The 12500-nt window shown below is 67.8% G+C and carries 10 protein-coding genes; 7 read left to right on the top strand and 3 right to left on the bottom strand.

Annotated elements, in window-relative coordinates; genetic code table 11:
* Window positions 1-2 precede the first annotated feature (2 nt).
* Entirely contained in the window at window positions 3-578 is a 576-nt protein-coding gene (locus GGR17_RS11850) for a DUF1285 domain-containing protein (protein ID WP_369817412.1), read from the bottom strand.
* 84 nt (window positions 579-662) lie between these two features.
* Here GGR17_RS11850 and GGR17_RS11845 point away from each other — a divergent pair, with 84 nt between their 5' ends.
* From GGR17_RS11845 to GGR17_RS11830, 4 genes are read left to right on the top strand one after another with little or no spacing between them, the layout of a single operon-like run.
* Window positions 663-1670: an AAA family ATPase gene (locus GGR17_RS11845; RefSeq protein ID WP_037209371.1), complete on the top strand. Its 1008-nt coding sequence runs from the start codon at window positions 663-665 to the stop codon at window positions 1668-1670.
* A complete protein-coding gene (locus tag GGR17_RS11840; RefSeq protein ID WP_054539758.1) occupies window positions 1667-2542 on the top strand; it encodes a DUF58 domain-containing protein in 876 nt (291 codons plus the stop codon). Before GGR17_RS11845 ends, GGR17_RS11840 begins: the two co-directional genes overlap by 4 nt.
* On the top strand, window positions 2542-5304 hold the full coding sequence (locus tag GGR17_RS11835) for a DUF4159 domain-containing protein (protein WP_054539757.1): 2763 nt from the start codon (window positions 2542-2544) through the stop codon (window positions 5302-5304). The genes GGR17_RS11840 and GGR17_RS11835 overlap by 1 nt, the downstream gene beginning before the upstream one ends.
* The gene (locus tag GGR17_RS11830) at window positions 5301-7361 is read left to right on the top strand and encodes a glutamine amidotransferase (protein ID WP_054539756.1); all 2061 of its coding nucleotides are present in this window, start codon (window positions 5301-5303) and stop codon (window positions 7359-7361) included. The genes GGR17_RS11835 and GGR17_RS11830 overlap by 4 nt, the downstream gene beginning before the upstream one ends.
* Before the next feature lie 11 nt (window positions 7362-7372).
* Here GGR17_RS11830 and GGR17_RS11825 read toward each other — a convergent pair whose 3' ends face one another.
* Both GGR17_RS11825 and GGR17_RS11820 read right to left on the bottom strand, forming a co-directional pair.
* Window positions 7373-7726: a hypothetical protein gene (locus GGR17_RS11825; RefSeq protein ID WP_054539755.1), complete on the bottom strand. Its 354-nt coding sequence runs from the start codon at window positions 7724-7726 to the stop codon at window positions 7373-7375.
* Window positions 7727-7776: 50 nt separating this feature from the next.
* On the bottom strand, window positions 7777-8478 hold the full coding sequence (locus GGR17_RS11820; protein WP_037209381.1) for a DUF599 domain-containing protein: 702 nt from the start codon (window positions 8476-8478) through the stop codon (window positions 7777-7779).
* Between the two features lie 85 nt (window positions 8479-8563).
* On the opposite strand from GGR17_RS11820, the gene GGR17_RS11815 reads away from it, so the two are divergent.
* From GGR17_RS11815 to glcF, 3 genes are all read left to right on the top strand, one after another.
* Entirely contained in the window at window positions 8564-9997 is a 1434-nt protein-coding gene (locus GGR17_RS11815) for an FAD-linked oxidase C-terminal domain-containing protein (protein WP_054539754.1), read from the top strand.
* 66 nt (window positions 9998-10063) lie between these two features.
* Entirely contained in the window at window positions 10064-11179 is a 1116-nt protein-coding gene (locus tag GGR17_RS11810; protein WP_054540467.1) for an FAD-binding protein, read from the top strand.
* Window positions 11180-11183: 4 nt separating this feature from the next.
* Window positions 11184-12479 carry a glycolate oxidase subunit GlcF gene (glcF, locus tag GGR17_RS11805; protein WP_054539753.1) on the top strand — a complete coding sequence of 432 codons (1296 nt, stop codon included), beginning with the start codon at window positions 11184-11186 and terminating at the stop codon, window positions 12477-12479.
* The last annotated feature ends 21 nt before the right edge of the window (window positions 12480-12500 follow it).

Genomic DNA, 12500 nt, shown 5'->3' with positions numbered 1-12500 from the left:
TTTCAGCGCAGTTCCGCCGATGGGATGATCGGAAAAAACACCCCGCCGGACCACAGGCCGAACCAGCTTTGCCCCTCATGCGGCGCATGGCTGCCGATATCGACCAGCCGGTAAAAGCTCTTGCGGTCGATCAGCGCCTCGAGGTTGGCGCGGATGGTGACGTAGGGCGAGGGTTCGCCGGTTTCGGAATCGCGCGCCACCCGGATCGGGTGGTCGGGGCCGGCGGTGGCGGCATCGCCGACATGGGTGAAGAAGGTGATATTCTGCTCTTTATCAGCGCCTTCCGTTTCGAAATCCTGGGCGACGAAGGGGGCATCCTCGACCGTGATGCCAACTTTTTCCACCGGGGTGACGAGGAAATAGTCTTCGCCGTCCTTGCGCAGAATCGATGAAAACAGCTTCACTAGGCCCGGACGGCCGATCGGCGTGCCAAGATAGAACCACGTGCCGTCCCGCGCGATACGCATGTCGAGATCACCGCAGAACGGCGGATTCCATAGATGCACCGGCGGCGGCCCCTTCTTGCCCGCCTGTTTTGCGGCGTCTGCCAGATTTTCCACTGTCGGTTTCACGATCATTTGTCCGCTACTGCTTTTTGCCATTTGTGCCCGGCGCCATACTTGCCTTTAATGGGATCATATATGACCGCAAGGAGAGATGTCATGAGCGATGACGCGCAACTGGTGGCGGAGATCGAAACGCTGGGCATCAAGCTGGCAGAGGCGAAGGCGAGCATCTCCAGGCGGTTCATCGGACAGCCCAGGGTTGTGGAGCTGACGCTCAGCGCGCTTTTGTGCGGCGGGCACGGGTTGCTGATCGGCCTGCCGGGGCTGGGCAAGACGCGGCTGGTCAACACGCTGTCCACGGTGATGGGGTTGCAGGGCGCGCGCATCCAGTTCACGCCGGATCTGATGCCGGCCGATATTCTGGGCTCGGAAGTTCTGGAAACCGCCGGTGACGGCAGCCGCGCGTTCCGCTTTGTCCGGGGGCCGATCTTCTGTCAGCTTCTGATGGCCGACGAGATCAACCGCGCCAGCCCACGGACGCAATCGGCGCTGCTGCAGGCGATGCAGGAAAAATCGGTGACCATCGCCGGACAAGAACACGCGCTGGATCAGCCGTTTCACGTTCTGGCGACGCAGAACCCGATCGAGCAGGAGGGCACCTATCCGCTGCCCGAGGCGCAGCTCGACCGGTTTCTTGTGCAGATCGACGTGCCCTATCCCGACCGTAAGACCGAGCATGAGATCCTGATCGCCACCACCGGCGTGTCAGAGGATGACGCCCATGCCGTGTTCACCGCCGCCGAGCTGATCGCCGCGCAGAACACCGTGCGCCGGATGCCGGTGGGCGAGGCTGTGGTGGCGCTGATCCTCGATCTGGTGCGCGCCTGCCGCCCCGGCGATGCCGACGCGCCGCAGGTGGTGCGCGACAATGTGGCCTGGGGCCCCGGCCCGCGCGCGGCGCAATCGCTGATGCTGACGGTGCGGGCACAGGCCCTGCTGGAAGGGCGGCTGGTGCCATCCGCCGAGGATGTGCTGAAAATGGCCGGGCCGGTGCTGAAGCACCGCATGGCGCTGAGCTTTGCGGCGCGGGCGCGGGGCGAAAATCTGGATGACATCATTCAAGGCGTCTGCGACAGCGTGACCAGGATCGAGGCCGCCGCGTGAGCACTCCCGCCGCCCTTCGTTCCCGTGCCGAGGATCTGGCCGCGCCGCTGCCCCCGCTGCTGGCCGAGGCCGAGCATCTGGCCGCCACGGTGCTGCTGGGCGAACACGGGCGCCGGCGGGCGGGCATGGGCGACGAATTCTGGCAATACCGCCCGGCCACGCCCGGCGACGAGGCGCGCAGCATCGACTGGCGCCGCTCGGGCCGGTCGGATCAGCATTTCGTGCGGGAAAAGGAATGGCAGGCGGCGCAATCGGTGCTGATCTGGGTCGACGACGCCCAGTCGATGCGGTTTGCCGGGGATGCCGGTCGTGTGAGCAAGGCCGGCCGCGCGCGGGTTCTGGCGCTGGCACTGTCGGTGCTGCTGATCCGCGGGGGCGAGCGTGTGGGACTTTCGGGTTTCGATCTGCCGCCGCGCCGCGGCGAGTTGCAGCTGCTGCGCCTGGCCGAGGCGTTCAGCCACGAGGGCGCGGCGCCCGATTACGGTGTGCCCGAAGCGCGGGGGATGCTGCCGCATTCGCGCGCGCTGTTCCTGTCGGATTTCATGGGCGACATGGCGCCGGTCGAGGCGGCGCTGGCCAAGGCGGCCGACCGGGGTGTGAAAGGCGCGCTCCTGCAGGTTCTGGACCCGCAGGAAGAGGCCTTTCCGTTCGACGGGCGCACGATTTTCGAAAGCATGTCGGGCAGCCTGCGCCATGAGACGCTGAAGGCGGGCGATCTGCGCGGCCGCTATCTGGAACGGCTGGCGCAGCGCAAGGCACGGCTGGCCGATCTGACCCGCATCGCCGGCTGGCACTACGATTGTCACCACACGGGGGAAAGCGCGCAGGGGGCGCTTTTGTGGCTGTTCCGGGCGCTGGAACGGGTGCGCTGATGTTCATGCTGGGTCCCCTCGGTTTCACCGCGCCCTGGCTGTTGCTGGGGCTGCTCGCGCTGCCGGTGCTGTGGCTGGTGCTGCGCGCGGTGCCGCCCGCGCCGATCCGCAGGCGGTTTCCCGGCGTGGCGCTGCTGCTGGGCCTGACCGATGACGAAAGCCAGACCGACAAGACGCCATGGTGGCTTTTGCTGCTGCGGATGCTGGCGATTGCCGCCGTCATCGTCGGCTTCGCCGGCCCGATCCTGAACCCACAGCAAGAGCGTGCGGGCACCGGCCCGCTGCTGGTGCTGATCGACGGCACCTGGGCCGACGCGCGCGACTGGCCGCGCCGCATCGATCGGGTCGAGGCGCTGTTGGCCGAGGCGGCGCGGAACGCGCGCCCGGTTGCCCTTGTCCAGACCACCGATCTGCCGGAAGGCGGCGTACCGTTTCAGGCCGCCGACGCGTGGCAGGCGCGGCTGCCCGGCCTGACCCCCGCCGCGTGGGAGCCGGATGCCGAGGATCTGGCCGCATGGGCCGCCGCGCTGTCGGGGCGGTTCGATACGTTCTGGCTGTCGGACGGGGCGGCGCGGGATACGCGCCTGCCGCTGCTGGAGGCGCTGGAACGCCACGGCACGGTCACCGTGTTCGAAAGCCCGCGCCCGATCTACGCGCTGCGCCCGGCCCGGTTCGAAGACGGGCAAATCGCCCTGACCGCCCTGCGCGCCCGCGCGGACGAGGTGGCCGAGGTGACCGTCACCGCCACCGGGTTGGACCCCAACGGGGTAGAGCGTGACCTGGCCCGCGCGACGGCGGAGTTCGAGCTGGGAGAGGACGCGGCCGAGGTGGCGCTGGTTCTGCCGCCCGAATTGCGCAACCGGATCACCCGCTTCGCGGTGTCGGGCGTGCGGTCGGCGGCGGCGGTGACGCTGACCGACGACAGCCTGAAACGGCGCGAGGTCGCGCTGATCGCCGGGCGCGAAGACCGCGAGGGGCTGGAGCTGTTGTCGCCGCTGCATTTCCTGCATCAGGCGCTGGAACCCAGTGCCGATCTGATCGGGGGTGATCTGGTGGATATCCTGCTGGCCAACCCCGATGTGATCGTGCTGGCCGATGTGGCGAAGGTCACCGAAACGGAAGAGGCCGCGCTGCTGGAGTGGCTGGATCAGGGCGGGCTGCTGGTGCGGTTCGCCGGGCCGCGTCTTGCCGCCAGCGATGTCAGCCGCGATGCCGAGGATGCGCTGATGCCGGTGCGCCTGCGTGCCGGGGGCCGCACCGTGGGCGGCGCGATGAGCTGGGGCGCGCCCAAGGCGCTGCGCCCGTTCCCCGACAACTCGCCGTTTTTCGGACTGCCGGTGCCGGCGGATGTTACGGTTTCGGCGCAGGTGATGGCGCAGCCGGGGCCGGAACTGGCCGAACGCTCGATCGCGGCGCTGGCCGACGGCACGCCGCTGGTCACGCGCAAACGGGTGGGGCAGGGGCAGATCGTGCTGTTCCACGTCACCGCGAATGCCGAATGGTCGAGCTTGCCGCTGTCGGGCCTTTTCGTGCAGATGCTGGAGCGGCTGGCGATCTCGACCCGCCCGGCGCAGCCCTCGGCCGAGGATCTGGCCGGCACCGTCTGGGTGCCCGAGGATCTGCTGAACGCCTTCGGCGAGATCGGCGGCGCGGGCAACATGCCCGGCGTTCCGGGCGAGGCGTTGGCCTCGGGCCTGCCGTCGCACCGCCTGCCGCCCGGCCTTTACGCGGGCGAAGACCGGCGCATCGCGCTCAACATCTTTTCCGCCGACAAGAGATTGGCCGCCGCAAGCTGGCCCGCCCGGATCGTGATCGAGGGGCTGAGCGTGGCGCGCGAAACCTTCCTGAAAGGGGCTTTCCTGGCGGCGGCGCTGGTGCTCCTGGCGCTTGATATCATCGCCTCGCTGTTCCTGTCGGGCCGGTTGCGCGGGCCGCGCGCGGGGGTTGCGGCGGTGCTGATGCTGGTGCTGGTGCTGCCCACGGATGCCCCGGCGCAGACGGCGGATGATACATTGGCGCTGGCGGCGACGTCAGAGGTGGTGCTGGCCCATGTGCTGTCGGGGGACGCGCGGGTGGACAGGATCGCCGCGGCCGGGCTGCGGGGCCTGTCGGAAAAGCTGGCGCAACGCACATCGGTGGAGCCCGCCGCGCCGATCGCCGTCAGCCTGGAAACCGATGAATTGTCATTCTTCCCGTTCCTCTACTGGCCGATCACCGCAAATCAGCCGCGCCCCTCGGCCGCGGCCTATGCGAGGCTCAACCGCTATCTGCGTACCGGCGGAATGATCCTGATGGATACGCGCGACGCGGATGTGGCGCAGTTCGGCGGCGGATCGCCCGAGGCGCGCAAGCTGCAGGAGCTGGCCCGGCCGCTGGACATTCCGCCGCTGGAGCCGATCCCGGAGGATCACGTGCTGACCCGTACCTTCTACCTGCTGCAGGATTTCCCGGGCCGGTTCGCCGCGCGCGATGTGTGGGTCGAGGCTGCGCCCCCGGACGCCGAACTGGCCGAGGGCATGCCGTTTCGCAACCTCAACGACGGGGTGACGCCGGTGGTGATCGGCGGCAACGACTGGGCCGCCGCCTGGGCGGTGGATGACCGGGGGCTGCAGATGTTCCCGGTGGGGCGTGGCTATGCGGGCGAGCGGCAGCGCGAGATCGCCTATCGCTTCGGTATCAATCTGGTGATGCATGTGCTGACCGGAAACTACAAATCCGATCAGGTGCACGTGCCCGCCCTGCTTGACAGGTTGGGACAATGAACGGCGCGGTGATCTTCGACCCGCTGTTGCCCTGGGCGGTGCTGTCGGGCGCGGCGCTGCTGGCGGCGGCGTTTCTGGTCCTTGCGGTCTGGCGCGGCCTGTCGGGCTGGTGGTTGCGCGGGCTGTCGGCGCTGGCGCTGCTGCTGGCCATCGCCAACCCGTCGCTTCAGCGCGAAGAACGCGCCCCGCTCAGCGATATCGTGCTGCTGATCGTCGATGAAAGCGCCAGCCAGCAACTGTCCGACCGGCCGGCCCAGACCGAAGACGCGATCGACCGGGTGCGCGCCGAGATCGCGGCGATGGACAATACCGAGCTGCGGGTGGTCACGCTGGAGGATGCGCAGGACGACGGCGGCACCCTTTTGATGACTGCGCTGTCAGAGGCGATGGCAGAAGTTCCGCGCGCGCGGCTGGCCGGCGCGATCCTTCTGACCGACGGGCAGCTCCACGATATCGACCACGCCCCGGACATGCCCGCGCCGCTGCAGACCCTGCTGACCGGGCGGCAGAGCGACTGGGACCGCCGCCTGATCGTGAAGAACGCGCCTGCCTTCGCCATCATCGACGAAGAGGTGCAGCTGACCCTGCGGATCGACGATCAGGGCGCGGTGCCCGACGCGGCCGGCGCGTCTGCGGAACTGTCGATCGCGGTGGATGGCGGCGCGCCCGAGGTTTACACCGTGCCCGTGGGCCGCGATCTGGATCTGCCGGTGACGCTGAGCCATGGCGGCATGAACGTGATCCAGTTTCAGCTGGCCGAGGCGGAGGGCGAACTGACCGATCGCAACAATGCCGCCGTGATCCAGATCAACGGGGTGCGCGACCGGCTGCGGGTGTTGCTGGTATCGGGCGAGCCGCATCCGGGCGAACGCACCTGGCGCAATCTGCTGAAATCCGACAGTTCGGTCGATCTGGTGCATTTCACCATTCTGCGCCCACCCGAGAAGCAGGATGGCGTGCCGGTGACGGAACTGTCTCTGATCGCCTTTCCGACGCGCGAGTTGTTTCTGGAGAAGGTCGATGAATTCGACCTGATCATCTTCGACCGCTACAAGCGGCGGGGGATCCTGCCCAGCATCTATCTGGATAACGTGCGCGATTATGTCGAAAAAGGCGGGGCGGTGCTGATCGCCGCCGGGCCGGATTTCGCCAGCGCCGACAGCCTCTATCGCTCGCCCCTGTCCGAGATCCTGCCGGCCGCGCCCACCGCCCGGGTGATCGAAGAGGGGTACCGCCCCGAAATCACCGATCTCGGCGCGCGGCATCCCGTGACCGAGGGGCTGAAGGATGCCTGGACAGGCAATGGCGGGGAATGGGGCCGCTGGTTCCGCCTGATCGAGCTGGAGGCCAATCGCGGCCAGACCGTTCTTGGCGGGGTCGGCGGCCGGCCGCTTTTGGTGCTGGATCGGGTCGGCGAGGGGCGCGTGGCGCTGATGGCGTCGGATCACGCCTGGCTGTGGAACCGCGGGTTCGAGGGTGGGGGGCCGCAACTGGAACTGCTGCGCCGCCTGGCCCACTGGATGATGAAGGAGCCCGAGCTGGAGGAAGAGGCGCTGAGCGCCGTGGCCGAGGGGCAGACCCTCACCATCACCCGCCGTTCGTTGCAGGACGCGCCCCGCTCGGTCGAGATTACGGGGCCGGACGGTGCCGTGACGGTGCTGCCGCTGGAGGAAACCCAGCCGGGGAAGTACACCGGCGTGTTCGAGGGGCCCGAGATCGGCCTTTACCGTCTGCGCGACGAGGCGCTGGAAACCGTCGTGGGGCTCGGCCCCGCCGCGCCGCGTGAGTTCGAGGAAACCATCGCCACCGGCGACAAGCTTGAGGCGGCGGTCCGGGCGACGCGGGGCGGCATCCTGCCGCTTGAGCGTGGCGCGCCCGATATCCGGCAGGTGCGCGAAGGCCGGGTGGCCGCCGGCCGCGGCTGGATCGGGATCACCCCGCGCGATGCCTATCTGACGGCGGATGTAACCATCGTGCCGCTGGCGCCCGCCTGGGCTTTTCTGTTGCTGGCGGCACTGCTGAGCGTCGGTGCCTGGCTGCGCGAGGGGCGGCGCTAGCGGCCGCGCGGCTATTCCGGCAAAGGCAGTGTGAACGTTGTTCCCGCCCAGCCATCGACGCTGCAGCGGGCGCGCAGCGTGACCGTGGTGATGCCGTCCGGGATGACGATGCCGGACAGCGAGCGGGTAAAGGGCTGTTCGGTTTCATGCGGATGGGTCAACGGGCGCAGGCCAAGGCGGGTGCCGTCGGGGGCCAGCACCTCCCACCCGTCGGCATAATGATCCCAGCCGGTATCGGGGTGGCGCATGGTCACGTCGAAGCGCCAGCCCTGCGCGGTGCTGCGGGCCTGTGCATCCTCGATCACCGGGCCATCGGCCCGGGCAGAGGTGGTGGCGATCAGCAGCAGGGGGGCAAGGATTCGCATGTCGGTCTCCCTTCATGCCCAGCCTGTCAGATCCGGCGGCTCCGGTGGGGTCACATTGGCGTGCGATCCAGAAGTGCGAGGCGGGAATCCGATGCGAACTCGCGCCGCCACAGCACCAGCAGGGTGACCGCCGCCGCCACCATCAGCGGCACCGCCCCCAGCAGCCAGGCCAGCCCGCCAAGCGCGAAGTAAATCGATCTCATGCCGCGGTTGAAGCTGCGCGCGGCATAGATGTTGACCCCGGCCGCCTGCCGGGCCCGGCGCCGGGCATCGGGGTGTTCGGGATCATTGGGAACGGCGGCCATGACCACGGCGCAATAGCCGAACAGGCGATGCGACCAGACGAATTTCAGAAAGGCGTTGGCGACCAGCAGCAGCACGGCCAGGATTTTCACCTCCCACACCACGGCGGGGGCGGTTTCCAGCGTCAGATCCTCGGCCAGCCCCAGCAGGCGTTCGGTATTGCCGATGAGGGCGAGCCCGCCCCCGATGGAGATCATCGAGGCCGAGGCGAAAAAGGTGGTGCCCTGGCGCAGCGAGGCCAGGATGCTGGAATCGAACAGGCGGGGCTGGCGGGTTACCATTTCCTGCATCCAGTCGCGCCGGTACTGGGTCATAAGTACCGAAACGGAGGGGCGGCTGGCCGGGGGCCGCTCGATCGCGAAGCCGATGCCGACCCAGGCCGCGACCCAGAACAGCAGGGCGATCGCATCCAGCGCGCCGAACAGGGATATGTGGCTCAGAAGGTCCATGGAGCTGAGCCTATACACCGGAATTCGCCTTGCCACCCCGAAAAATTGGTTATAAAAAATTACCAATAAGGCGAGGAGGCCTGACATGCAGATGCCAGATCCGAACCCGGCGGTTTTGTCGAAAAAGGCACGGCTGGTGGCACGGTTCCTCTCGGTGTTGCCCGCCGACGCGGTCATCCATGACGAAACGGAAACGCGGGCGTATGAATGCGACGCCCTGACCGCCTATCGCTGCCCGCCGCTCTGCGCGGTGCTGCCCTCCTCGACCGCCGAGGTGTCTGCCATCCTGCGGATCTGCCACGAAGAAGGTGTGCCGGTGGTGCCGCGCGGATCGGGCACATCGCTGGCGGGCGGGGCGCTGCCGACCGCCGACAGCGTGATTCTGGGCGTGGCGCGCATGAACGATGTTCTGGAAACCGATTACCGGAACCGGTTCATCCGGGTGCAGACGGGGCGTACCAATCTTTCGGTTACCGGCGCGGTCGAGGAAGAGGATTTCTTCTACGCGCCCGACCCGTCGTCGCAGCTTGCCTGTGCCATCGCGGGGAATATCGCGATGAATTCAGGCGGCGCACATTGCCTGAAATACGGCGTGACGACCAACAACCTGCTGGGGGTGACCCTCGTGCTGATGGATGGCACCGTGGTGGAGATCGGCGGCGCGCATCTGGATGCGGGCGGGCTGGATCTGCTGGGTGTGATCTGCGGCTCTGAAGGGCAGCTGGGCGTGGTGACCGAGGCGACCCTGCGCATCCTGCGCAAGCCCGAGGGCGCGCGACCGGTGCTGATCGGCTATGACAGCAGCGAGGTGGCCGGGCAATGCGTGTCGGACATCATCAAGGCCGGCGTACTGCCGGTGGCGATCGAGTTCATGGACAGGCCCTGCATCCGCGCGACGGAGGCCTTCGCCCATGCCGGATATCCCGATTGCGAGGCGCTGCTGATTGTCGAGGTAGAGGGCGCTGCGGATGAGATCACCGAACAGCTTGACCTGATCACCGCGATCGCGCGCCGGCACAATCCGGTGGAGCTGCGCGAAAGCGGATCGGCCGAGGAAAGCGCGCGAATCTGGCTGGGGCGCAAATCGGCCTTTGGCGCGATGGGGCAGATCAACGACTACATCTGCCTTGACGGGACGATCCCGGTTTCAGCGCTGCCGCATGTGCTGAAGCGGATCGCAGAGATGTCGGCCGAATACGGGTTGGGCGTGGGCAATGTGTTCCACGCGGGCGACGGCAACATGCATCCGCTGATCCTGTTCGATGCCAACAAGCCCGGCGATCTTGAAAAATGCGAGGCCTTTGGTGCCGAGATCCTGAAGCTGTGTGTCGAGGTCGGCGGTTGCCTGACCGGTGAGCACGGGGTGGGGATCGAAAAGCGCGATCTGATGGGAACGCAGTTCACGGCGGCAGACATGGAGGCGCAGTTGCGGGTGAAGGATGTGTTCGATCCGCAGTGGTTGCTGAACCCGGCGAAGGTGTTCCCGCTGGCGCTGACCGCGGGGCGGAGGGCGGCGTAAGGGGGCTGTCTGCCCCCTCTTGCCTGCGGCAATTCACCCCCGAGGATATTGGGACGGAAAAGAATGATGCATCCTGAGACAGAGGCCGATCTGGCCGAGGCCATTGCGGGCGCGGGCGGGCCCCTGCGCATTGTCGGCGGCGGCACGCGGGGGATTGGCCGGCCGGTGGCGGGGGAGGTGCTTTCGCTGGCCGGGCTGGCGGGGATCACGCTGTATGAGCCGGGCGCGCTGACCCTTGTGGCACGGGCCGGCACGCCTTTGGCGGAGGTCGAGGCGGCGCTGGCGGCGGAGGGGCAGCGCCTGCCGTTCGAGCCGATGGATCACCGGGCGCTGCTGGGTACGGCGGGGGCGCCGACGATCGGCGGCGTGGTGGCGGTGAATGCGTCGGGGCCGCGCCGGATACAGGCCGGGGCCTGCCGCGACAGCCTGATCGGGGTGCGGTTCGTTGACGGGCGCGGCGATGTGATCAAGAACGGCGGGCGGGTGATGAAGAATGTCACCGGCTATGATCTGGTCAAGCTGATGGCCGGGAGTTTCGGCACGATCGGGGTGTTGAGCGAGGTTGCGTTCAAGGTTCTGCCGCGGCCCGAGATGGCGGCCACGCTGAGGATGGAGGGGTTGGACGACGAGGCGGCGGTGCGCGTGCTGTGCGCCGCCCTGGGCTCTCCCTTCGAGGTTTCGGGGGCGGCCCATGTGCCGGGCGGGCCGGGGGTGATGATCCGTGTCGAGGGGTTCGCGGCGTCGGTATCCTATCGTGTGGCGCAGTTGCGGGCGTTGTTGTTGCCCTATGGGGATGTGGTTGTGGAAACAGAGCCGGAGGCCGTGAATGCTGGATGGAAGCGGGTGCGCGATGTCGAGGCGTTTGCGGGGCGCCCCGGCGATGTCTGTCGGATTTCGGTGAAACCCACCGACGGGCCGCGCGCGGCGGCGGCCATCGGTGCCCGCGAGGTGATGTATGACTGGGGCGGCGGTTTGATCTGGGCGCTGGTGCCCGAGGGGCGTGACATTCGCCCCGCGCTGGCGGGGATCGGGGGCCATGCCACGCTGATCCGCGCCGGGGCAGAGACCCGTGCCGCGCGGCCGGTGTTCCCGCCCGAACCGGCGCCGCTGGCCGCGATCAGCGCCGGGCTGCGCGCGCAGTTCGATCCGCGCGGCATTCTGAACCCCGGATTGATGGGCTGAGCCGATGCAGACGACATTCACCCCCGAGCAGTTGAAAGACCCGGCGATCGCACGGTCGAACAAGATTTTGCGCGCCTGCGTGCATTGCGGGTTCTGCACCGCCACCTGCCCCACCTATCAGCTGCTGGGCGACGAGCTGGACAGCCCGCGCGGCCGGATCTATCTGATCAAGGACATGCTGGAAAGCGGACGGCCGGCGGATGAAAAGACCGTGCGGCATGTCGACCGGTGCCTGAGTTGCCTGGCCTGCATGACGACCTGCCCGTCGGGGGTGCATTACATGCATCTGGTCGATCACGCGCGCGCGCATATCGAGAAGACCTATCGCCGGCCGTTTTCCGATCGGGCGCTGCGCTGGCTGCTGGCGCGGATCCTGCCCTATCCGTCGCGGTTCCGGCTGGCGCTTCTGGGCGCGAGGATCGGGCGGCCATTCGCCTTTCTGATGCCCGATGCGCGGTTGAAGGCGATGTTGGCGATGGCGCCCAGGCGCATCCCGCCGGTCAGCCGCAATGACGCCCCGCAGGTGTTTGCGGCCATCGGCGCGCGCCGGATGCGCGTGGCGCTGATGACCGGATGCGCGCAGCGGGCGCTGAACACGGATATCAACGATGCCACCATTCGGCTGCTGCGGCGGCTGGGCTGCGAGGTGGTGATCGCGCGCGGCATCGGCTGTTGCGGCGCGCTGACCCATCATATGGGCAAGTCTGACGAGGCGCGCGCCACGGCGGCGAGAAACATTCGCGCCTGGGCTGCCGAGATGGCGGGCGAAGGGCTGGATGCGGTCGTGATCAACACCAGCGGCTGCGGCACCACCGTCAAGGATTACGGGCATCTGTTCGAAGCCGACCCGCTTCAGGCAGAGGCGCAGGCCGTGGCGGAGATGGCGCTGGATATCACGGAGCTTCTGATGAAGCTCGATGTGCCCGAGGGGGCCGACAGGGGGCTGACCGTGGCCTATCACGCGGCCTGTTCGCTGCAGCACGGGCAGCAGATCAGATCGGCGCCGAAGGAGCTGCTGAAACGGGTGGGGTTTCGGGTGGTGGAACCTGCCGATCCTCATCTGTGCTGCGGCTCGGCCGGAACCTACAACCTGCTGCAGCCGGAGATTTCGGGGCAGCTGAAGGCGCGCAAGGTGAAAACGCTGGAGGCCCGGCAGCCCGATCTGATTGCCGCGGGCAATATCGGCTGCATGATGCAGATCGGGTCGGGCACCGCGGTGCCGGTCGTGCATACGGTCGAGCTTGTGGATTGGGCGACGGGCGGGCAAAAACCGCGCGCTTTGACCGAAAACCAGCCTTAATCCTGCCCAATCCCGCTGCTA

The sequence above is a fragment of the Actibacterium naphthalenivorans genome (assembly GCF_014196965.1).
In the GTDB taxonomy this organism is placed as follows: domain Bacteria; phylum Pseudomonadota; class Alphaproteobacteria; order Rhodobacterales; family Rhodobacteraceae; genus Actibacterium_A; species Actibacterium_A naphthalenivorans.
This window is presented reverse-complemented; position numbering and strand designations above follow the sequence as displayed.